The organism is Mucilaginibacter sp. CAU 1740 (genome assembly GCF_039839285.1).
GTDB lineage: Bacteria > Bacteroidota > Bacteroidia > Sphingobacteriales > Sphingobacteriaceae > Mucilaginibacter.
This window is the reverse complement of the sequence record NZ_JBDOQS010000002.1, coordinates 508,637-532,176: the sequence shown is the minus strand read 5'-3', so window position 1 is coordinate 532,176 and position 23,540 is coordinate 508,637. Positions and strand designations below refer to the sequence as shown.

Genomic DNA, 23,540 nt, shown 5'->3' with positions numbered 1-23,540 from the left:
TCAGCACAAAACAAAAGCGGGCGACCATAACCGGTCGGCCCGCTTTTTAATTAACCAATAAAACTGATCTGCTATTAATTTACATCCCACCAAAGGCGTTTACCCGGACTATCATCTCCGCCAAACTCTTTAGAAACCGCGGCATCAACCTGCGCTTTTGATGAGTTGGTGAATGATGAAGAGTAAGGCATACGTTTTACAAAATCGCCATTGGCAATTTTGCCCTTGCTATCGTTATTCCTAACCGGGTATTGCTTAGGATAGCCTGTTCTGCGAAACTCTGCCCAGCCCTCATAACCTTCAGGGAACATGGCTATCCATTTTTGGGTAATGATGCGCTCCATCTTTTTATCCATGGTATCGCCATCGTTCCATTTAATGGTGATGTTGGATAATGCAGGCGCGTCGTTATCATGATTTTTAGGATCTACATAAGCAGCCGGAGTTGAGGTAGCATCGGCCAGATAGGTATCAACCCCTCCTGCCCCATATTCGCTGAACGATGTTTTCACGCCATTTTCGTAAAAGCTTTGGGCCGATCCTCCGCCCATATTCCAGCCACGTACTACCCCTTCCGAACGTAGAAAATAACTTTCTGCCACATCAACAATTTTCAGCGGCGCGCTGAATGAAGTTGCGAGTTTTGAGTACTTGCTGTAAACGCCAACCACCAGGGGGATACCAGTACGGATGCCTTTGATCTGCCCGCCAAGAGCCGGATCTTCGGCAGGTAAACCCATCTTAGCTAATCGCGGATCTTTCAAACCGCCTAATATGCTGCTCACCGGGGCACCAAGACGCATATCGCCCCATGAAGTTACGATCTCATCAATAGGGTTTTGGCCCGATACTTTCATCAGGAAGCCACCATCAGCGCTTTCCAAAACACCATATTTGTTACTTACTGCAGATTCGGCCTCGGTTTTAGCCTTAGCCGGGGCTATATTGGAGATCCTGATAGCCAAACGCAGCTTTAAGGTGTTAGCGGTTTTTATCCATTTAGCATAGTCGCCATTGAAGGTACTGTTATCAAAAGCTTTAAAACGAAGCTGATCGGCATCTGGTTCCTTATCTTCAATAGCGGATAACAGGGCAATCGCCTGGTCAAGATCGGCAAAAAAAGCGTTATACGCCTCTTCCACAGTATCAAACTGTACAGTAGCCGAACTGCCGAATTTGCTGTACGGGATCGGTCCGAAGGTATCTGCCGCGCGGCTGGCGCCAAATACTTTACAGATCAGGGCAATGCCGTACAGATCAGGATATTTGGTATCGTATTTTTTCAGCTTCCACTGCAGCCAGGTGTTCAGGATATTTTGCTGCGGAACGTCCCAGCAGTAATTCACCCAATCATCCACAAAACTATAGGTAAAATTATTTACGTTGCCCACAAAAACCGAAGGCACTGCTGTATAACCGGCATATTCGTCCTGCCCCAAATCTTGCTGACCTTGATAAATATAGTTCACTGCCGATTCGATATTGGTCATCATGCCTGGCAATAAAATACTTGCCTCCTTACCATCTATGGCCAGTAAAGGCTGCGGCAGTAGTTTCAGATCCTGATTAAGGCCGTTCATGTCTTTTCTGCACGATGTGCTGAGCGATAACAGGGCCAACATGCTTAGCGCGAATTTAGCGCCCTTTATATTTTTAAGTTTTTTCATTGTTGTAGAGATTATTAAAGTGACGCTTTAACACTGAAACCAAAAGAACGGGTAGCAGGTACACCAAAACCATCAATACCCATGGTATTGGTTGATGATGAAATGGCTTGCTCAGGATCATAAGGTGCTTTTTTATAGAAGAAAAACATATTGCGCCCATTTACCGCGATACTTACATTTTTAACCGTTTTGTTGGTGAACGGGAATGTGTAGCCAAGGCTCAATTCGCGCAAACGGATGTTTGTAGCGCTGTAGGTATATTCAGGCACCGCGCCACCATCAGCACCGCCCGAAATACGGGCATAATAGTCTTTGGCATCAACTGTTTTGCCGTTTACTTTTACACCGCCTGCGTTACGTGCATCGGCTGTACGTTGCGAAATACCTTTATAATCAAACCAGGTTTGGGTCATGGAGAAAGTTTGACCTCCAAAGCGGCTATCAACCAGGAATGAAAAATTGATGTTTTTATAGCGGAAAGTGTTATTGAAACCGGCCAGGAACTTAGGGTTAGGATTACCAACATAAGTTGAGTTGGCGTCAGATAACACCGGCAAACCTTTGTCATCTACCTTGACAGATCCATCTGCATTTTTCAGGATAGACCGGCCGTAGTAATCACCAAACGCCCCGTATTTACCATCCTTAGGGCGGGTTAAATAAGTTGCCACCAGGCGGGTATTATCAGATGAAGATATTACATAACGATCGGCAGTGAACAGCGGACTTAGCGCCCTAACCTGGTTTATATTGCGCGAAAAGTTAAGTGCCGGTGTCCATTTCAAATCGCCAAAACTGGCGTTGTAGCTAACGCTACCTTCAAAACCATAGTTACGGATCTCGCCACCGTTTAAGATGAAGCTTTGAGCACCCGCGCCAGATGGTGCGGCAATGGTAATGATCTGATCGGAGGTACGGGCGTCGTAATAAGCCAGGTCAATATTCAGGTTATTCAATAGCGTAAACTGGCCACCTACCTCAAAAGTTTTGGTACGTTCAGGTTTGATATTGGTAACTACATTGCCCGAGAAAAACGGCAACTGACCAATAGCGTTTGCGCCTACTATATTTTGAATATTATTAAGCGAATAAGGTGGATTGCTGTTATTATCGCCCATGCCCGGCGCTTTACCTACGTTAGCATATGAGGCACGCAGTTTGGCGTATGATAATATCTCTGATTTGCCAATGGTATTGGTTAACACATACGATAAACCTACTGAAGGATAAAAGAATGATTTTGGCGTAGTGTACGACCATTCGTTACGGGCCGTAGCATTCAAAAACAAGGTTTCTTTATAGCCAATAGTAGCAGTACCTAAAACAGATTGGGTAAGGCCTTTATACTCATGCTCGGCAACGGCCAGCGGGTGGGTAAGGTCATAGTTATTGGCCGAGAAGTAGTTGGCAAGGCTTAAACCATAGTTGTTAGTGCTTTGCAATTCGGTATTATAATCAAACGTTCTGTCGTCGGTTGCGCCCAAAGTAGCCTCGAGCGAAAAGTCCCTGGTTACTTTGGTATTGATCAGCAAAAGCAGGTCCGAGTACAAGTGTGTACCATAGCCCTGGTTGGTATAGTACGAACCATTGATGCTTTGCTGCGAACTTTGGGCAAGTGGATCGGTAGTAGCGTAGTTTTTATTCTCTGTACGGCTGTTATAACCATCTAAAGTTGTACGGGCTTGCAAGGAGATCCATTTTGCAAAATCATATTTGGCTTTAAATGATGATATATAACGACTCGAAAAACGCTCCTGCAGATCGCGATATACTATCCAATAAGGATTTTGGTTCGAGCTGAACTCATTTTTTTCGTAAGGCCAGTTTTGCTCGTAAATACCGCGGGTTGCGTCATACTTTTCAAAGTTGTTTTTATCGTATTTGCTAAAATCATCATCGGTAGGGAATTGGTATAAACCAAACATCGGGCTGAAAGTTAGGCCTGCCCTTGGCGGGTTTTCCTGTTTCTGGTAGATGTAGTTCACCGAACCATCCAACGTCAATTTATTATCCAGGAATTTACCAGTGCCCCTTAAGGTGAAATTATGCTTTAACAAGGTGTTGTTTGGTACGATGCCTTTAGCCTTGGTATTTGCGTAAGACGCATAAAACTGGGCAGTTTCGTTACCGCTTGAAAGCGAAACACCGTTGATGTAGTTAGTACCGGTGTTAAAAAAGTTTTTGATGAAAGCATTACTCGCTCCTTTTGATTTTGCGCCCCACATATCATTTGCGCCCTGGGTTGTGCGGCCATATTCGGTTTGAGGTTCTGGCAAACCTATAGGCGTATCAAAAGTAGTTGTAGAGTTGAAATCGATACGGGTGGCACCGGCTTTGCCTTTTTTAGTAACGATGAGTAACGCACCATTGGCGGCGGCACTACCATATAAGGCTGCAGCGCTTGCACCCTTCAACACCTGGATACTTTCAATATCATCGGGGTTAAGGTTTGATAGCGGATCGATACCCGAACCATCGCCCAGGCCTGCATTGGTACCGCCAGCGCCCTGGCCAATAGGGATACCATCAATTACATAAAGAGGGGCGCTATTGCCGCCTATAGATTTAGCTCCCCTAAGCTCTATCCTCGACGCGCTACCTACGCCCCCTGTGCCTTTAGTGATCACCAAACCGGCGGCCTTACCTGCAAGCGAGTTCACAAAGTTTGGGTCTTTTGCTTTTTCAAGCTCGGCACCACCTACATTTTGGGTGGCGTAACTAAGTGTTTTGGTTTTTTGTTCGATACCGAGAGCGGTTACAGTAACCATCTCCAGCATTTTTGAATCGTTGGCCAGCGTAACGTTTACAAGTGTTTTACCGCCGATGTTTACCGTTTGACTAATATAGCCAATGTACGAAAATGTTAAAGTGCCGTTACCTGAAACTGCCAGGCTAAATTTACCATTAACATCGGTTGTGGTGCCTTTACTGGTACCTGTAAGGCGAACGTTAACTCCCGGCAGGGGTAAGTTCTGTGAGTCGGTCACAGTACCTTTAACGGTTATTTCCTGGGCTGACGCGTACATAATACAGCATGCCAGAAAAACCACTAACATGTAGAGTTTTTTCATAAACAATTAATTTAAGAGGTGAAATGAGTTATGTTGTACAGACCGAACTTACAATGAAAAACTAATGCCTGTACACGTTTTAGGGGCAGGTAGTGGTGATGTAGTGGTGTATTGAAATAATAATTGTAATGGCTATGTTACGTACCGAAAACAAATAAAAAACCGCCCGGAACTGTAAGTTTGACGTTAGTTATCATTTTTATTTAAAAAGCACCAGCACTTGTTGTTTATTTTTAAAAACTTAAAGCTTAATCGCATTAAATTTAACCGGCAGAGATAAGGCAAAATTTAATTTTGGCTACAACACAACTAACTGCTCTACTTTACCACTACTTTTTAAGCGTTTAGCCATCAAATTAAAAGTTTCATCTATCATTGCAGCACACCGCACTGTAAACAAAGCGTTCTCCGTCGGTTAAACCAATGTTACCTGAATTATCCATCCGTTATTGAAATGAAGAAACTTATTATTCTAACTCTTTTTTGTTTAACACACCTATATTATAGTATAACAACAAAAGCCCAACAACAAACGCGCCCCCGTTTTAAAGCCATCGCGATAGCCGAAAACGGCGGTGGCCACGCCCTGTTTGATGTTGCGGCCAAAGCCTGGCTCAATAAACTGGCTATTGACAGCAATTTTACGGTTGATTATATCAGCGACACCAAACAGATCAATAAAGAGTTCCTGAAACAATACCAGCTATTCATCCAGCTTGATTATCCTCCCTATCCCTGGGAAAAAGAAGCGCAGGAAGCGTTTACCGACTATATAGAAAATGCCCGCGGTGGTTGGGTTGGTTTCCATCATCCCACTCTTTTAGGCGTATTTGATGGTTACCCCATGTGGCAATGGTATTCGGATTTTATGGGAGGGATCGAGTTTAAACTTCACATCCCCGGCGGTACCGCTGCCCAGTTACATGTAGAGGATGCCAAACACCCGGCAATGAAAAACCTGCCGTTAAGCTTTATTACTGAAGATGAGTGGTACATCTATAATAAAAGCCCGCGCCCAAATGTACACGTATTGGCCAGTATTGACGAGACTACCTACTTGCCTAATAAAGATGTAAAAATGGGCGACCACCCGGTGATTTGGACCAATGAGCATGTTAAAGCCCGTAATGTGTATATAGCCATGGGCCACTTTCCCCAGCTATTTGACGATGTAGCTTTTACCACACTGTTTCGCAATGCCATATTTTGGGCCGCAGGTAAGCCTTGATCAGCTTGCCACATCCTTTAAAAAGTATCGATTACTGTTATTTTAACACTATTTTTTGTGCCCCTACAATACCACTACAGCAATCGGTTGTGCCTTTAAAACGAGGCAAATACAGCAATTAAGGCCATTTTAAGGGTATTTTACTATGTAGTATATGTAAAATGTTGATTAAATTACGGCTCTTAACCGGCAAGCCCCTAACCAGGCCAACCGTATTATAAACTGAGTTTTACTCAACCACCACAGTAATTTTTTGATGAAGAAGTGCATTCTGTTAATTCTTGTTCTTCGTGCTTTTGTTTGCACTTCTACCGCTCAGATCACCCTTGGCACACCTGCCATCAAAAACTACACACACGATGAGTATAATGCCGGTAGCGAAATGTGGGATATTAAACAGGGCAAAAACGGCCTGCTTTATCTTGCCAACGAGGATGGTTTGCTCACTTTCGACGGGAGTTATTGGAAAACTTATCCCCTGCCCAATCGCAGTGGAATTAAATCAATAGCTATCGACGCCGCGGGCAGAATTTATGTAGGTGGGCAGGATGAGGTTGGTTACTTTTTCCCGGACGAGACAGGGATCCTGAAATTCCATTCACTGAAACAACTACTCCCTAAAAAAGCCCGCCAGTTTGCCGATATCTGGGATATTGTTATTTATAATGATGAAGTTTTTTTCCGTACGATAGAGTGTATCTTCGAACTAAAAAACAACGTGATGCGCACCTTTGATGCCCCCGGCGGCTGGATGCTGTTGAGCCGGGCAGGCGGGCGCTTATTCGCGCATGATAAGGATATCGGCCTTGTGGAGTTTAAAGATACGCGCTGGCAAGCCTGTGTTGGGCAGCCAACAAACACCATCAGGGTTACCGGCATTACCGAATTTAGCCGCGATAGCCTGTTGGTTACTACCCGCAAAAACGGGCTGTTTTTTTTAAGCGGGGCTAATCTGCTTAAGGCACCTACAGCTATCGACGCCACCCTGCATACCGATCTTGTAAACTTTGGCAAAAAGATAGACCATAACCGTTATGCCATAGGCACCGCCGCGAAGGGTGTATTTATTATAGATGATAAGGGCGCATTGGTTGAGCAGTTTTCGAACAAGCAAGGTCTGCAAAACAACAACATTCACAGCCTGCTGCTTGATAGCGACCATAACCTTTGGCTCGGCCTCGAAAACGGGCTCGATTTTGTTAACTATAATACATCAGTTAAGCACATCTACCCCAACCGCGAGAACCAGGTAAAAAGTAACGCGGTTAGTATTTTTAACAATAAGCTTTATATAGGCACATCAAACGGCTTGTATGCTGTGCCATTGAACTCTCCGCAAAAAGATATCAGCATGGCTACAGGCGTGTTTACCGAAGTGGAAAACACCAAAGGCCCGGTTATGAGTTTAACGCAAATTGGGGGGCATCTATTGGCCGGCCACCAGGATGGCGTTTTGCTGATAGATAATAACCAGGCCAAGCCTATCACCCCCGGCCCCGGTGCCTGGATGCTGAAAGCTTTTCCCTCATCGCCGGATATTATTGCGGGTACTTATACCGGTTTTCAGCTGCTAAAAAACAACAACGGAAACTTCAGTTTTGAAGGTAAGGTAGATGGCATCTACGAATCGTTAGGGAACCTTGCCCGCGATAACAGCAACAATATCTGGGCTACACATCCCTACCGGGGCATCTTTAAAGTGCAGTTATCTGCAGATAGAAAAAAAGTAGCCCTCTATACCCAATATGCCGAAAAAAGCGGGTTGCCATCAGCCCTTAACAACCACGTATATTTTATCAAAGGCAAGATCATCGCCGTTACCGAAAAAGGAGTTTATGAATACAATGCCAATAAGAATAACTTCACATCATCCCCATTCTATCAACCCATTTTTGCCGACGCGAGAATAGAGTTTTTAACCGAAGATGGTAGGGGCAATATCTGGTTTATCAGCAACCAACGGGTAGGCGTTATCGACTTCAGTAAAAAAACAAATTCGCGCCCCTACACGGTGATCTATTTCCCCGAACTTGCCGGACAAACAGTTAAAGGTGCCGAATACATTTACCCGCACGACCAGGAGAATATTTTTGTAGGCTCGAATAACGGTGTGTTCCATCTAAATTATCGGCAATACGTATCGTCAGAAAATAAACTGAACGTTTTGCTTACCTCTGTAAAAGCCATTGCCGAAAAAGACAGTCTTATTTTTGGGGGATATTTTGTTAAAGGAGATCAGATAACATCGGCCCAAAACTCCAAACAAATAGTAAGCCTGTCCAACCATTGGAACTCCTTTCATTTTGAATATACCTCCACCCTTTACGCGCAAAAAAGCAACGAGGAGTTTACTTATAAGCTGATGGGTTTTGATAAGGATTGGTCGAAATGGTCGGTTAAAACAGAGAAGGATTATACCAACCTGCCTTACGGTAAATACACGTTTTCGGTAAGGGCGCGTAATAATTTAGGCGCGGCATCGGCCCCGGTCAATTATACTTTTATTGTTGAACCTGCCTGGTACCAAACTATCTGGGCGTACCTAATTTATTTCGCGATTTTTGCTTACCTCGTTTACCTCGGCATAAAATATCAGCAAAAACGTTTTGACCTGCACCAACAGAAGCACGAGGAAGAACAAAAACGACTAAGCTACCTGCACAGTCTTGAACTTGACAGGAATGATAAAGAGATCATGACCCTGAAAAACGACAAGTTGGAAGCCGAACTCAACTACAAAAACAAAGAACTCGCCACCCTAACCATGCAAATGGTTGATCGTGGAAAGCTAATGCTCAACATTAAAGATGAGCTGATGCTACTGATCAAAAAGCTCAATATCCCAGATGCATCGTACCAGTTCAGGAGCGTTTTTAAATTACTGAGCGATACCGAAAAAAGCGATGATGATTGGGATAACTTCTCGCTGTATTTTGACCAGGTGCATAATAACTTTTTAACCACCATGAAGGCCAAATTCCCGGGGTTAAGTTCAACAGATCTGAAGCTTTGCGCCTATTTGCGTTTAAACCTGTCATCTAAAGAGATAGCACAGTTGCTCAATATTTCGTTAAAGGGTGTGGAGATCAGCCGCTACCGGGTACGTAAAAAATTGCAACTCGCTACCGAGGTAAATCTTTATGATTTTTTGATAGAGGTTACTAAATAATGATTAACTGCGCTTATCGAGGCGTATATAGGAGGCACCTACGGAGCCAAAAATACATTTCCGGTTTTCTATAAACACGATACTCCTACGGAGTTTGGGATATTCGTTTTACAACTCCGTAGGAGTATCGTGTTTGTAGATAAAACTCTTAACAATTGAAGACTCCGTAGGTGTCTCCTACCCACCTGCTATATCTTCGATCAGATCAGCAAAACTTTAAGTGCCCTATCTGCTATAATGATACTCCCCGCTTTGTACCGAATACTTTTGATAGGTTTTACCCTGCGCATCCGGAACAAAAATATCCGCGGTGGTGTTTGGAGGGATCACAACCGTCATATCAAGTTTGCCCGCATCTATTTTCCATTTACTGTTAATGTGGCCATAAGGGCAATCATAACCCGCCTCAGCCCAGGTTAAATTACCGCCGATGATGGGTTTAATGATGATCTTTTTATAACCTGCCTCCGCAGCCTGGATACCTGTAATATTTTGATACATCCAATCGCCAATGGCACCATAAGCGTAGTGGTTATACGAGTTCATAGATGCTTCTTCAAAACTGCCATCGGTACGGATGCCATCCCATCGTTCCCAGATGGTGGTGGCACCGGCCTTTATTGGATATAACCATGATGGATAGGTGTCCTGCAATAATAGTTTATAAGCCACGTCGGCATGGTTGAATTTGCTCAATACATCGCATAAATACGGTGTACCTAAAAAGCCTGTGGTAAGGTGATAATTGTATAACTTGATATTTTTAACCAACCGATCAGCCGCTTGCTGACGAAGACTGGCAGGCAGCATATCAAACTCGAGCGCAAGTACATAAGCTGTTTGGGTATCTGACGAGATCAATCCATTTGGTGTAACATATTCCCTCTGGTAAGCACTTTTAATTTTCTGCAGCAGCTGTGTATAAAACTGCTCATCGGCTTTTTTATTTAAGAGTTTGGCGCTGTTGAGCAAAATTTGTGTTGAGCGGGCATAAAAGCACTGCGCTATCAGGTATTTATTGGTAATAGCCGAGTTACCATCCCTATCATCATTTACGCTGTAAAAAAGCCAGTCGCCAAAGTGGTTTCCGGTAACCCATAGGTTATTGCGGCTTTGTTTGGTGATAAAATCAACCCAGGCTTTCATGCTTTTGTATTGTGTTTCCAGCACCTGCTTATCGCCGTAAGCGGTATAAACGGTCCATGGAACAATAGTTGATACATCTCCCCAGCCCGAGCTGCCGCCAACCTCGTTGTTGCCGGTTTTTAATATATCAGGAATCACGTACGGGATGCTACCGGTTGGATATTGGTCGGCAGCTACATCTTTAAGCCACTTGGTAAAAAAGTCATGCACGTTCATGTTATATGAAGCCGTGCGCGAAAAAACCTGGGCATCGCCCGTCCAGCCTAAACGCTCATCGCGTTGCGGGCAATCCGTTGGTACATCCAAAAAGTTGCCCCTTTGCCCCCATTGTATATTGTGTTGCAGCTGATTAAGCAGCGGATTTGAGCAGGAAAAGCTCCCGGTAACCTTCATATCCGAGTATAAAGATATCGCCGTAAAATCATCAGGGTTCAAATCGCCTTTTATGCCTTGTACTTTGATATATCTAAAGCCCTGCCAGGTAAACTGGGGTTCGAAGGTATGCGTTTCGTTATCATTTAAAATATAGATGTTCTGAGCTTTGGCAGCGCGAAGGTTTTCGGTATAAAAATTACCGGGTTTATCCAATACTTCGGCGTGCGATATCCGGATCGAATCGCCTGCGTGGCCTTTTACAGTTACGCGCACCCAACCTACAAGGTTCTGGCCAAAATCAATTATCTTTTCGCCTTTTGGAGTAGTGATAACTTTAATGGGTTTAAAAGTTTCGTGCTGCCTTACAGGTTCGTTAACTGTTGCTACGAGGTTACTATTATCATGAGATTGCACTTTTACGCCTTGCCAGTTATGATCATCAAACCCGGCAGTAGCCCAGCCTTTTTGATCAAGCCGGGTATCTGTAATGCTGCCATCATAAATTTCGGCAAAACGCAGCGCGCCGGTTGATGATTTCCAGCTTCCGTCCGAAACGATCAGTTTTTCGGTACCATCTGTATAAATTACTTTGATCTGTAACAGAAGGCCAAGTTCTTTTCCATAAAAATTAGGGCGCGGCTGTACCGGCCCAAGCGGGCTTCGATACCAACCACTACCCAACGTAACACCAATAGCGTTATCGCCCTGTGTTAGCAAAGGTTTTACGTCGTAAGCCTGATATTGTAAACGCTTATTATAGCTTGTCCAGCCGGGAGTAAGGTAAGCATCTCCTACCTTTTTGCCGTTTATCTGGGCTTCGTAGAAACCGTAAGAGGTTATGTAAGCTGTAGCCTCGCGAATTTCTTTATTTATCGCGAACCCGTTTCGCAACAATGGCGAAGGCCCGTTAACAACATCCTGAGAGGATGGGCCTATCCATTGCGCCTTCCAATCATTTGGAGATAAAAGTCCCATTTTCCATGATGCCGTCTCGCTCCAGGGTGATTGCTTGCCGCTATTATCCCAAAGCCTTACTTTCCAAAAGTAAGTATGGCCAGATCGTAACGCTTTACCCTGGTAAAATATGAACAATGATTGAGCGGATAATACTTTACCTGTCGACCAATACTTACCCATCTTATCGCTTGTTGAACCGAGCGTATCAACCTCAATTTCATAAGCGATTTGGGCAATATTTTTATAAGCAGCCAATTGCCAGCTGAACCTGGGGTTAAGCGCATCAATGCTGATAGGATTTTTCTGACCTTCGGTTAAAAGGTTTGTTGCGGTAATTTGTGCCGAACTTATTTTGCACAAGGATAGCAGGGCGAGCGTGGTGATAGTTAATCTCATAGTTTAAGGCAGCGTAAGGCTAATAATTGGTTTCCGAAGCTAAGTCAATTGCATTAATAAACTATCCCTGTCTGTCTGACATTTATGTAAACGATCTCACATCTTTAAGCCACGAAGGCATTTATCGATATACAGATCTGTTTGCCTACGCCATTCTTTTTTTATACTTTCGCCGCCCGCATTTTTAGAGATTTATCCCCTCCTGTTATGAGTAATTTTTTATACGGAATTGATTTTGGAACGACTAACTCGGCTTTGGTTATTTACAATGAAGATACCAACCAGGTACATGGCACTATAATTATACCATCGCTCATTTATTTTTACCAGCACACAGGGCCGGGTAATTCGCCTAATTATGTGGTAGGCGAAGCGGCTATTTCTGCTTACCTGGAAGATGATATGAAGGGGCGATTCATCAAATCGGTAAAACAAATTTTACCGCGAAGCAGTTTTATCGAAACCCGCATACAGGGTAAAAAGTATAATGCTTCAGACCTGGTTGCGATCATTTTAAAGGAACTGAAAGGCCGGGCCGATGAACTGATCAGTCAGGATTGCCGCAAAGCCGTTATCGGTCGCCCGGTGTTTTTTGATGACGACGATGTTAAAAAGGATACCCTTGCGCAAACCCGCCTAAGCAAAGCGGCTGATCTGGCTGGTTTTGAACAGATCCGTTTTCAGTTTGAACCTATCGGTGCAGCTTTTGCTTACGAAAAAAGCCTCACCCAAAAAGAAAATGTATTGGTAGCCGATTTAGGTGGCGGTACTACCGACTTTACCTATTTAGTACTCGACCCGAAAAAAACAGGGCTTAAGGACAGGAAAGACGATATCCTGGCCAACGGCGGTATTTATATAGGCGGCGATAGCTTTGATTCGGCTTTTATGTGGGAAAAGGGGACGCCTTACTTTGGCAAAAACACTCAATACGAAGCTACTCCGGGCAAGGTGCTAACCGTACCAAAATCTCTTTTCGCCAATATTTGCTCGTGGGAGCAAATGAACTTCTTTAATAGCCTACGGATTCAGCGGGATATTGAAGATTATTATTACTATTCGGGTAATGATCCGCTGTTCAAAAACCTGATGACGCTGCTTGAAAACAACCTGGGCTATTCGGTATTTCAATCTATCGAAAAAACAAAGATCACCCTTACTGCCGAAGATAACGCACCATTCAGTTATCATAAAATGGACATCAGCATTGATGAACAGATAAGCCTTGAAAATTATGAGCAGATCATAGCCAAAGATGTAGACCGCATAGCCGGTTACCTGGATACATTCCTCGCTCAAAACAATATCAACCCGGAAAACATCGATAGTATGTTTTTAACCGGCGGTACATCCATGGTGGGCGCTATTCAAAAACTGTTCAAGAACAGGTTTCCGCATGTTAAACTTAATTCGGGAGATAACTTTAAAAGCGTGGCTACGGGCTTAGCCTACAGTGGATATTTATTTGAGGATTAGTTCATCCCCCTAAACTCAACCGGCGTTTTTCCGGTTTTTTGTTTAAAGAGCTTGTTGAAATACTGCGGATACTCAAACCCTAACGAATAGGCTATTTCCCCTACCGATCTGTTGGTACTCAGCAATATATTCTTAGCCTCTTCAATCAAATGAAAATGGATATGATCCTGGGTGTTTTTACCGGTTTCTTTTTTGAGCAGATCGCTCAGGTAGCCCGGGGATAAATACACTTCGCCTGCGAGATATTTCACTGTAGGCAGGCCTTTTTCGCTAAGGTTGTTTGTTTTGAAATAATCATTCAGGATCTTTTCAATTTGAACAACTACCGAACTGTTGGAACTTTTGCGGGTTATGAACTGACGACCGTAAAAGCGGGTACAATAGTTTAAAAGCAGTTCGATGGTTGAAACAATGATGGCCTGGCTGTGGATATCGATATTTTCCTGTAGCTCGGCCCCGATCTTCAACACGCAATCATGTAATATTTGCTTCTCCTTATCCGATAAATGAAGGGCCTCGGTAACCTCGTACGAGAAGAAACTGTAATCCTTCATTTTATCATTTAAGGAAGTAGTGCGGATCAGATCCGGGTGAAAAAACAGCCCCCAGCCCTGAAGCCCATCTGGCTGACCTTCGTCATTATCCATTTCAATGATCTGGTTGGGAGCCATACAGATCAGGCTGCCATCATTAAAATCTACTACTTTACGGCCATACCTTACGTTATTACCCGGATAAACTTTAAAGATAAGCGCATAAAAATCGGCCGAAAGCCTCACTCCCGCCGGGATATGGCTTTTGGCCTCGCTAAAATCAACCGCTGCCACCAGTGGATGGCGCACCGTCCGCTCTAATCCGAAGAATTTAAGTAAAGCCGAGATATGTTCGAGGTGGATAAAGCTGCTCATAATTATAAAGGTAAAACTTTGCGGCATTGCGTAAGCAATGCCGCAATTAAATTAGATACCAAATTGATTTTTGATGGCGTTAAGAAAAGTTTCGTCATCAGCCTCATCACGCAGGCCTACTATCGCTTTAGCATCTTCGCCGGCAGTATAACGCAGCTGATCTGTACCATCGGTTGCAGCCTGGTAAATAACATTAGCTACCACACTTGCCGGCGACGCGCTCTCAAACATAGTGCCTACGGCGGCCATTACCTTGCCTAATAAGGGCTGATATTCGGTAAGGCTTTCATCGTTGCTGATATCGATAGAGCGGCTGGTAAAATCGGTAGCGATTGCGCCAGGTTCAACTATTTTCACCTTGCCGCCAAATTGCTCAACTTCGTATTTTAAAGCCTCAGAGATACCCTCAACCGCGAATTTAGTTCCGTGATAAAGTGCCCCTAACGGGAAACCCATTTTGCCGCCTATAGATGAAATATTAACGATAGTACCGCTTTTATTTGTTCTGAAATGTGGCAACAAAGCTTTGGTTACATCCAAAAGGCCAATAACGTTTGTATCAAACTGGCGAACGATCTTCTCTCTCGAAAATGCCTCCAGCGGGCCGTAAGCACCGTAACCGGCATTGTTTAACAGAACATCAATTTTGCCGAATGCCTTGATGCCTTCATTTACGGCATTGGTGATCGAATCCTGATCCAAAACATCCAGTTTGGTTACTAAAACATTACCTGATGATGTTAGCTCGGTTTCGTTTTCGGGGTTGCGCATGGTGGCTATAACGTTCCAACCTTTGGCTAAAAATAGTTTCGCGGTTTCTTTTCCTATGCCGGTACTTGCGCCGGTTATTAAAATTGTCTGGTTCATTTTTTTGTGTTTTAATTATGATGTAAAGGTCGGTAGTGGCAGGTGGGCACCGATAATACTAATTAAGGTTAGTTGTATGCTTTTTGCTGATTCGGGTTATTTGATCAGGGAAATCGCTTTTAACAAATTTTCGATACGAGGCTCCTATGGAGCCTTTAAAATCTCTTCAAATTTTCTCTACAAACACGTTACCCCGCCGGGGTACTTTTACAACTCCGTTAGGAGTATCGTGTTTATAGCAATATATTCGAATCGAAACAGGCTCCATAGGAGCCTCGTGTTTTAAAAGCGATTTCCCTGGATATATGATGAGTTTAAACCTCCAGTTTTCCGAAAAAACATAACTTTACGTTAATTCATTACAAGCATTAACCAGCTGCAATAACCTTTCATTATCAAGAAAATGAATACCAGTAATACACACGATGAGCGCATAGCGAAAATGATATTTGGATCGGTATATCCATTATATATCACCAAAGTGGAGAAAAAAGGCCGCACCAAGGCCGAATTGGATGAGGTTATTAGCTGGTTAACGGGCTTTACAGAAGATCAGCTTCAAGATCATATCGCTCAAAAAGCAACCTTCCAAACTTTTTTCGATCAGGCTTCGCTAAATCCTAACGCATCGCTTATTACCGGGCTTATTTGTGGGTATCGTGTTGAGGAGATCGAAAATCCCCTAACACAAAAAGTACGCTACTTAGATAAACTGGTAGACGAGCTTGCCAAAGGAAAGAAAATTGAAAAAATATTGCGGGCGACTATTTAAAACGTGCGATTACTTCACAAGGCATGTAAACCAGCTATTGGGTGAGGCCGTTTGTTATATAGCCAAAACCTAACTGCCAATAAACAACAATACCACCTCATACAAAGTACAAGGTGGTATCGCGCTCAAAACAAGATCTATTATTTCAATGAATAGATCCAGTTGATGATCTGTTTTAGCTCGGCAGGCTTCAGGTTAGGATGGGCGGGCATATCTACATCTCCCCAGTTACCGTGGCCACCTGCAATCACTTTTTTGGTAAGGCGATTGGTTGAACTTTCAGTATTAGGATATTTTTTGGCTACTTCTGTAAATGCCGGACCGACAGATTTTTCGGCCACTTTATGGCAGGCCTTACAATCTAACGATAACATCAATGCCATACCCGCGCTGTTTGCCTTCATGTTGGCCAACTTTTTCTGCATATCCGGCGAATCTTGTCCGGCCAAAACGACTATGCTTTTGCTGATAACAGCAGCTCCCTCTTCGTCCTCAACCTTTACGGTTACGTTGTAGTTGCCACGTTTAACATAAGTATAAGGTAATTTAGGGACTGTGGTGGTTTTCTTTACACCGTTACCTAAATTCCAGGTATAGGTCATTTTGTTGTTCTCGGGATCGGAAGCGGCAACTGTAAATGTTACTTGCAGGGGTAGCTTGCCGTACAATTTGTTAGCAGCGATGCTTTTTACTTCCGGCGCGCGGTTGCCGGTATTGTAGTCGATCCGTGCTAAACCGGCATCTTTGTTTTTACTGAACCAGCCCGAACCGTACTCTAACACATAAATACGACCATCCGGCCCTAATTCCATATCAATAGGCGAGTTAAACTTGGTACCGGCCATAAACGGCTCCATCTTATCCAGATCGCCGTTGGGTTGCAGGGTAAGTACTTTTATCCAACCGCGGATCCAATCGTAAAAGAATACCTTCTTGTTATAATAATCAGGCATGCGGGCACCTTTAGGAAACTGGTCGGCATAATAAATAGGTCCGGCCATGGCGGTACGCCCGCCGGCACCCAATTGCGGAAACTCTTTCGATTCGGCATAAGGATACCAGATCAAAGCCTTTTGCGCTGGCGGTAGTTCCCTGATCCCGGTGTTATTTTTTGAATCGTTAATGGGATGTAGGGGATCAAACTCTGGTCCCGATTCGCCGGTTGCGTAGTTATAAGGATGGTAAGGAATGTTGGGGCCTATAAAAAGGGGCCAGCCAAAATAACCCGCTGCTTTGGCCTGGTTAAATTCATCGTAGCCCCGTGGCCCCCTTGTAGCTAAGCTATCATTATTGGCATCGGGGCCAACCTCGCCCCAGTACAGGTAACTATTCTTTTTATCTACGGCTATGCGGTATGGGTTCCTGTCGCCCATTACATAAATTTCGGGCCTGGTGTTGGGAGTGCCAGGCTTAAATAAATTGCCCGAGGGAATAGTGTATGTACCATCGCCTTTTATTTTTATCCTTAATATTTTACCTCGCAGATCATTACTGTTACCTGCCGAACGCCTTGCATCGTGATTTATAAAACCAGGGCGGTCATCTAAGGGAGCAAAGGCATGGGTATCATAAGGTTGTTTTTTACCTTCATCAAAAGGTGTGCTGTTATCGCCGGTTGACAGGTACAACATATGGTCAGGCCCGAAGGCTACAGAACCGCCGGTATGGCAGCAAATTTCGCGTTGGGAGTATAGCTGCAATACAACTTTTTCGGTTTTGTTATCAATAGTATCGCCGGTTACCGTGAAGCGGGAAAGGCGGTTAACCGAAGTATCTGCCGGGCTGTAATAAATATAAACGTAATGATTATCCTTAAAATCAGGGTCGATCTGTAAACCTAAAACACCTTCTTCGGCATTAACACCTTTGGTGTGGCTTTTAAAATAGGCATCCAGAAAACCGGCTTGTTTTACCTTTTTGGTATCGTATTTATATAACATGATCTCGCCCCGGCGCTGGGCAACCAGGATATCCAGGTTAGGTAATACGGCCATTTCTGTTGGTTCGAAAAATACGCCTTGTATCAATGAGGTTTTGCTGAAGCGGTTTTCTTCAGGTACGCGTAACGCCGTACATTTTGAATAATCGGGTAATTTATTGTCGCCAATAGCATATTGGATCCCGCCCAGCAAGTGCTTCAAGTAAACGGGATCACTGTACGACTCATCGGTATGGCCAAGCTCGGTGTAAAAAGCCCTTCCGTTCTCAAAGTTATGGTACCAGGCCATTGGATGGTTAGCTCCGTTTTTGCCTCCTTTGTAGCTTTCCTCGTCAATATTTAAAAGTACATGAACATCAGGGTTTATCTGTTTAAAGTTATACCATTCGTCGGTACGTTTCCAATTCTCGGGTAAATTACGGGTAGCCGGATGCTTTTTATCTATCACTTTCAAAACAGCTTCCTGTATAGCAGGGTGGCTATCAAAATAGCCCCCCACTAAACGGCCGTACCAGGGCCAATCGTATTCGGCATCGGTAGCGGCGTGTATGCCCACAAAATTGCCGCCTGCCTGCATATAGCGTTCCAGATCGGCCTGCTGATAATTATTGAGCATATAACCAGTGGTGCTCAAAAACACCACTGCCGAATATTTAGCCAGATTAGGTTCTGTAATTTTCGCAGCGTCGGACGTGGTATCAACCAAAAAATCATTTTCGGCCCCCAGTTTCATAATAGCAGCGGCACCAACCGGGATAGATGCATGGTGAAAACCGGAAGTTTTGGTAAATACCAGTATTTTAGGTTTGGGCGTTATTTTGGCAAAACAAAATACCAGCACACAAAGTGTGAGTAATAAAGTAGGTTTTAATCGCATAAATTAAATTAGAATTAGGGCTGTTATCAATTGGATTTTTCGCGGCCAAATCTAATAAAAACAATCGATTGCGAAAATGTATAACCCAATTATTACATAACTTTTCTACGTGGATAATGAAGCAGTAACATTTAATAAAAATTGTCATTTCGATAGAGCCGGGAGGGAAAGAGCGCGGGAGCGAAAGAGAAATCTTCTACGCCTTGCTAAGCTGTAAAGCAAGGTGCAGAAGATTTCTCCTCACCCCAAACGCGCAATCCGATCCTTGTTCGTCGAAATGACAATTGGGTTTTATAGATGAGGTTACTCAGTTATGTTTTTAAAGGTGATTTATGCCTAAGCAATTATCATTACCTTAAAAAATCCACTGACATTAGTTTAGTTTTTATACTCCAATTGCTGTTTCAATACAACTTCATTGGCCGCTTTAGCTATCATCACATCAAATGTTCCCGGCTCGGTAACCAATTTCATCTGGCGGTTCCAGATAGCGATATCCTTAGCGTTAATGGTGAAATTAACTGTTTTGGTTTCTCCCGGTTCAATGGCTATTTTGCTGAACCGCTTCAGGGCAACAACCGGTGTACTCACCGAATTTACCTTATTGCCCAGGTACAGCTGCACAACTTCTTTCCCCGCTATCTTCCCTGTATTTTTTACATCAACAGAAACAGTTACCTGCTCATCTTTACTGAACGTTGTTTTTGATACTTTAAGGTTACTATAATTAAAAGAAGTATAGCTCAAACCAAAGCCGAAAGCAAACAGCGGATCGGTAGATGAAAACACATAATCCCTACCCGGTTTTTCAATTGTTCCCGGCTCGCGGTTGTTTCCACGGGATGAGTTTACATAGTTGTAAAATACAGGGATGTGACCGGTTGATTGCGGCACAGTCATGTTAAGCCTTCCCGATGGATTCACTTTACCAAACAAAATATTGGCGATAGCAGTACCGCCTTTTTCGCCGGGATACCAGGCCTCCAAAATAGCCGGTACATTCTCTTTTTCCCAGCTAATACTCCATGGGCGACCATTCTCTAACACCAGTATAACAGGTTTGCCGGTTTTATAAACCGCCTGTAACAATTCGCGCTGAACGCCCTGCGGACCGATATCGGTAACATCATACCCCTCGCCGCAGGTAAAAGGATCTTTAGGTTCATTGCCCGGTGCTTTTCCGTTCCAACCCACACCCTGAAATACAACACTTGTTGTACCTAACACTACAACTATCGCATCACTTTCATTAGCGGTTTTTACAGCCTCGTCAAAACCGCTTCTGTCAAGGCCGGTAAGTTCGCATCCCTGGGCATAATTCACCTTAACATCATTACCCACAAACTGCTTTATGCCTTCCAGTACATTTACGCCCGATAGGTTATCCCTTGTAAAGCTATAATCACCATATTGAACCTTATTGGCATTTGGGCCAATAACCGCTATGGATTTCAGCTTACTAAGATTCAAAGGCAACAGGTTATTGTTATTTTTTAATAGTACGATAGATTCTTCGGCTATTTGCTGCGAAAGTTTGATATGATCGGCAGTATGTACCCTATCTTTTATGCGCGCGGTATCGGCCAAAGGTTTTTCGAAAAGCCCGGCTTTAAACTTAAGGGTTAGGATACGTGCTACAGCAGTATCAATTTGAGCTTCTTTGATCTTGCCTGCTTTAACCAACTCAATTAAATGAGGATATATATCAGGGCGGGCAGCTTCCAGATCAACACCGGCAGTGATACCGAACATGGCTGCATCCGCCTTGGTTTTAGCGATCTTATGAAAATCAAACAGTTGGCTCAGGCCGCCGTAATCAGAGAAAACGTAACCTTTAAAATTCCATTCTTTGCGTAACACCTGTTTTAATAAAAACTCGTTGCTATGGGCTGGAACGCCGTCTATTTCATTGTACGATGGCATAATAGCAGCAATATTAGCATCCTGCACAACATCCCGGAAAGGTGCTAAAAACATGCTGCGGAGTTCGCGTTCACCTATTTCGGCAGGCGCTATGTTAATGCCGGCAATGGGCTTGCTGTAAGCCGCGAAATGCTTGCCGGTACACATTACTTTATCAAATGCAAAACCGTTTCGTGTTTGTGCGGGATTGCCCTGCATCCCCCTTACAAAGGCCGAACCAAGCTGGCCTACCAAATAAGGATCCTCGGCTAAACATTCTTCTACCCTGCCATAGCGTGCATCCCTGATCAAATCAAACAATGGTGACAATGCCTGATCAACACCCGATGTTGATGCCTCGTAAGCTATCGCCTGCCCCATCTTTTCTATCAGCGCCGGGTTCCAGGTGCTGCCCTGCGCTATAGCTTGCGGAAAGGTTGTTGCACCCGCGGCAAGCTGCCCGTGCAAACACTCGCCTATCTGTATCGGCGGGATGCCTAAGCGTGTTTGCTCGCGACTGTATTTTTTTGCGGCCGCCGATTTTATAGCTACATCCCTCACGTTGGTAAAAGGGCTTTCCAATACCCCGTAGGCAATTTTGCTATCCTTAGCTTCGGTAAGCGACGACATACTCATCTGCCCTATTTTTTCTTCGAGGGTCATTCGTTTTAATAGGTCGGCCACACGTTTCGGTACAGGCGCTTTAGGGTCTTTGTAAAGCTGGGCATTTGCCGTTATGGCAAGCCCCAGGCTTAACACGGATAGGAAGATGGATTTACGATTGAGCATCTGATTTTATTTTAAGTTGAAATATCCGGCCTTTGCGGGCCGGATACTTTTTAATGCTTTAAAATACCGGTGCAAGCTTGCTTACACCGGTTGCCACGGGCTATTATATTAGGGGTATTGTTTTATTCCCAATAAATAAAACAAACAAAGTATAATTTCCGGGGTTATTTATTCACTTAATAATTAGGATTCTGCTTAACATTCGGGTTCCTGTCAATTACCGGTTGCGGTATTGGGTTCAGGTTCATTTTTGATGTAAACACATGTGGGTGCCCTAACAATACAGGTTCATATTTCCACACACCTTTATTATCGGTTGGCGAAGTATTGCTGATCTTCATGCCATGCCTATCTACATTAAGCACATCAACGCCTATCCCCCAACGCACAATATCATAATACCTTTTGTTTTCAAAAGAAAGCTCCACCCTGCGCTCGTTACGGATAACGTTGCGCATTTGTACCTGGCTTAAATTCTGGCCGCCATAGGTAGCCTCAAGCGTTGGCAAGTTTGATCTTACCCTGATCTTGTTAATAGCCGAATAAACATCGGCATTAGGGCCGGTCGCTTCGTTTCGCGCTTCAGCATAATTTAACAACACCTCGGCGTATCTGAAGTAAACATAGTTGATACCATTGCTATTGCCACCCGAAGGTACAACATCCGGGTTAAGGCGTTTTCTGAAATAATAAGCAGTGTTTGATACATCTGATGAACCAAAGTCGATCTCGTTCAACGATGGGTGAACCTTATCTATCCTGGTGTAGATAGTATCAGTTCTGCTCATCCAGTTTTGTTTGTACGGAGCACCATCATAAACTATCCAATCGTAAAAACGCTTCTCACGGTGTAAGTACGGATGCTGGGGGTCATAGCCCGATTTTGGATCGCTGATAGGCAAACCGTTATCCATCCTGAATTGATCAACCAATTCTTGCGTAGGGTCGTAATTTCCCCAGGTGTAATACTGGCCCAATATGTAAACCGGTCCGCCAAAAAGGTTATATGCACCACCCGTAGTATTGGCAACTTCCTGTTTATCAAATATAACTTCGGAGTTGTATTCGTTAGTTTCCTTCCAAAAGGTTGTCATATCCGGAAACAAGGCATAAGTACCTCCCAGTTCGTCAATAAACTTTTTGTTGGTTGCCGCGGCTTTTGCATAACGGGCCACATCTGTACTGCCAAAACTGAAAAATTTGTTAGGATCAGAACCTATCACCGGCGAACCTGTATTGAACGATGGGCTTGCGGCATACAACTCGATCCAGCCTTTTAAAGCCAACGCCGCACCTATCGTAGCGCGACCGGCATCACCTTCGCCCGAATTATATTTTTTTGCGAGATATTTGTTATTCACCACCGAATCTAACTGGGTATCGATAAAATTAAAGGTATCACCAAAAGTGCTCCTCGCTTTAAACAAATCGGCCTGGCTATCTTTAGTCCTATCCTGTGGTACAGTTATTATTGGCAAACCACCAACATGCATCCACAAATAGCTATAAAAAAATGCACGCAGAAAACGCACTTCATCAATCCTTTTATTCCTGTAATTTTGCGACAGATTTTCCGGGTGCGCGTTTACCTGTTGTATAAAAGTATTGCACTTTCTGATCTTCTGGTAAACCGCGTCCCATTCCTCGTAATTTGATGCACCACCATCGTTTTCCTGTGGGGTACCGTCTTCAACGCCCGGACCGATAATGCCTTGTCTCCAGCGCCATGATTTCCAGTATGGGCCGCCATCGTTATCATCGGTATAGCTATCTAAAGGGTCGGGGGTATCACCCTGGTCGTTTATCTGGTGGTAAATATCATTTAAAAACAGATCGGCAGTGGTTTCGCTGCTCCATTGTACGTCGCCTGCGATAGAATCTTTGGGCGCATTATCAAGGTATTTTTTGCAGGATGCTATAGGGAGCACCAATACGACCAGCAACAGCCAGCTATAATAGGTGCTATTTTTATTTAATTTCTTCATGACTTTAATTACGCTA

General features: G+C 43.9%; 12 protein-coding genes. 4 read left to right on the top strand and 8 right to left on the bottom strand.

Annotated elements, in window-relative coordinates; genetic code table 11:
• Positions 1-74: 74 nt before the first annotated feature.
• Complete coding sequence (locus AAFN85_RS06485; RefSeq protein ID WP_347526230.1) at positions 75-1,667, bottom strand: SusD/RagB family nutrient-binding outer membrane lipoprotein; 1,593 nt, start codon at positions 1,665-1,667, stop codon at positions 75-77.
• Positions 1,668-1,681: 14 nt separating this feature from the next.
• Complete coding sequence (locus AAFN85_RS06480; protein ID WP_347526229.1) at positions 1,682-4,738, bottom strand: SusC/RagA family TonB-linked outer membrane protein; 3,057 nt, start codon at positions 4,736-4,738, stop codon at positions 1,682-1,684.
• A 454-nt stretch (positions 4,739-5,192) separates the two neighbouring features.
• On the opposite strand from AAFN85_RS06480, the gene AAFN85_RS06475 reads away from it, so the two are divergent.
• Positions 5,193-5,966 carry a ThuA domain-containing protein gene (locus tag AAFN85_RS06475; RefSeq protein WP_347526227.1) on the top strand — a complete coding sequence of 258 codons (774 nt, stop codon included), beginning with the start codon at positions 5,193-5,195 and terminating at the stop codon, positions 5,964-5,966.
• A 256-nt stretch (positions 5,967-6,222) separates the two neighbouring features.
• Complete coding sequence (locus AAFN85_RS06470; RefSeq protein ID WP_347526226.1) at positions 6,223-9,135, top strand: two-component regulator propeller domain-containing protein; 2,913 nt, start codon at positions 6,223-6,225, stop codon at positions 9,133-9,135.
• A gap of 225 nt (positions 9,136-9,360) precedes the next feature.
• Here the strand turns inward: AAFN85_RS06470 and AAFN85_RS06465 are convergent, their stop codons facing one another.
• Positions 9,361-12,009, bottom strand: coding sequence for a family 78 glycoside hydrolase catalytic domain (locus tag AAFN85_RS06465; RefSeq protein WP_347526225.1), 2,649 nt, complete (start codon positions 12,007-12,009; stop codon positions 9,361-9,363).
• Between the two features lie 207 nt (positions 12,010-12,216).
• Here AAFN85_RS06465 and AAFN85_RS06460 point away from each other — a divergent pair, with 207 nt between their 5' ends.
• Positions 12,217-13,485 (top strand): Hsp70 family protein, encoded by a 1,269-nt coding sequence (locus tag AAFN85_RS06460; protein WP_347526223.1) that lies wholly within the window; start codon positions 12,217-12,219, stop codon positions 13,483-13,485.
• On the opposite strand, the gene AAFN85_RS06455 is transcribed toward AAFN85_RS06460, so the two are convergent.
• Together AAFN85_RS06455 and AAFN85_RS06450 are read right to left on the bottom strand one after the other, a co-directional pair.
• Positions 13,482-14,393, bottom strand: a complete 912-nt coding sequence (locus AAFN85_RS06455) for a helix-turn-helix transcriptional regulator (protein ID WP_347526222.1) — start codon at positions 14,391-14,393, stop codon at positions 13,482-13,484. The genes AAFN85_RS06460 and AAFN85_RS06455 overlap by 4 nt on opposite strands.
• Positions 14,394-14,444: 51 nt before the next feature.
• On the bottom strand, positions 14,445-15,260 hold the full coding sequence (locus AAFN85_RS06450) for an SDR family oxidoreductase (RefSeq protein ID WP_347526221.1): 816 nt from the start codon (positions 15,258-15,260) through the stop codon (positions 14,445-14,447).
• 403 nt (positions 15,261-15,663) lie between these two features.
• On the opposite strand from AAFN85_RS06450, the gene AAFN85_RS06445 reads away from it, so the two are divergent.
• Positions 15,664-16,032, top strand: coding sequence for a DUF2200 domain-containing protein (locus AAFN85_RS06445; protein ID WP_347526220.1), 369 nt, complete (start codon positions 15,664-15,666; stop codon positions 16,030-16,032).
• A gap of 140 nt (positions 16,033-16,172) precedes the next feature.
• On the opposite strand, the gene AAFN85_RS06440 is transcribed toward AAFN85_RS06445, so the two are convergent.
• From AAFN85_RS06440 to AAFN85_RS06430, 3 genes are all read right to left on the bottom strand, one after another.
• Positions 16,173-18,848, bottom strand: coding sequence for a ThuA domain-containing protein (locus tag AAFN85_RS06440; RefSeq protein WP_347526219.1), 2,676 nt, complete (start codon positions 18,846-18,848; stop codon positions 16,173-16,175).
• A gap of 378 nt (positions 18,849-19,226) precedes the next feature.
• Entirely contained in the window at positions 19,227-21,539 is a 2,313-nt protein-coding gene (locus AAFN85_RS06435) for a glycoside hydrolase family 3 N-terminal domain-containing protein (RefSeq protein WP_347526218.1), read from the bottom strand.
• Between the two features lie 176 nt (positions 21,540-21,715).
• Complete coding sequence (locus tag AAFN85_RS06430) at positions 21,716-23,524, bottom strand: RagB/SusD family nutrient uptake outer membrane protein (protein WP_347526217.1); 1,809 nt, start codon at positions 23,522-23,524, stop codon at positions 21,716-21,718.
• Positions 23,525-23,540: the final 16 nt, after the last annotated feature.

What these genes read in the sequence shown, in the direction of transcription:
- AAFN85_RS06485 (WP_347526230.1), bottom strand. Translation starts at nt 1,667, where the DNA reads ATGAAAAAACTTAAAAATATAAAGGGCGCTAAATTCGCGCTAAGCATG.
- AAFN85_RS06480 (WP_347526229.1), bottom strand. Translation starts at nt 4,738, where the DNA reads ATGAAAAAACTCTACATGTTAGTGGTTTTTCTGGCATGCTGTATTATG.
- AAFN85_RS06475 (WP_347526227.1), top strand. Translation starts at nt 5,193, where the DNA reads ATGAAGAAACTTATTATTCTAACTCTTTTTTGTTTAACACACCTATAT.
- AAFN85_RS06470 (WP_347526226.1), top strand. Translation starts at nt 6,223, where the DNA reads ATGAAGAAGTGCATTCTGTTAATTCTTGTTCTTCGTGCTTTTGTTTGC.
- AAFN85_RS06465 (WP_347526225.1), bottom strand. Translation starts at nt 12,009, where the DNA reads ATGAGATTAACTATCACCACGCTCGCCCTGCTATCCTTGTGCAAAATA.
- AAFN85_RS06460 (WP_347526223.1), top strand. Translation starts at nt 12,217, where the DNA reads ATGAGTAATTTTTTATACGGAATTGATTTTGGAACGACTAACTCGGCT.
- AAFN85_RS06455 (WP_347526222.1), bottom strand. Translation starts at nt 14,393, where the DNA reads ATGAGCAGCTTTATCCACCTCGAACATATCTCGGCTTTACTTAAATTC.
- AAFN85_RS06450 (WP_347526221.1), bottom strand. Translation starts at nt 15,260, where the DNA reads ATGAACCAGACAATTTTAATAACCGGCGCAAGTACCGGCATAGGAAAA.
- AAFN85_RS06445 (WP_347526220.1), top strand. Translation starts at nt 15,664, where the DNA reads ATGAATACCAGTAATACACACGATGAGCGCATAGCGAAAATGATATTT.
- AAFN85_RS06440 (WP_347526219.1), bottom strand. Translation starts at nt 18,848, where the DNA reads ATGCGATTAAAACCTACTTTATTACTCACACTTTGTGTGCTGGTATTT.
- AAFN85_RS06435 (WP_347526218.1), bottom strand. Translation starts at nt 21,539, where the DNA reads ATGCTCAATCGTAAATCCATCTTCCTATCCGTGTTAAGCCTGGGGCTT.
- AAFN85_RS06430 (WP_347526217.1), bottom strand. Translation starts at nt 23,524, where the DNA reads ATGAAGAAATTAAATAAAAATAGCACCTATTATAGCTGGCTGTTGCTG.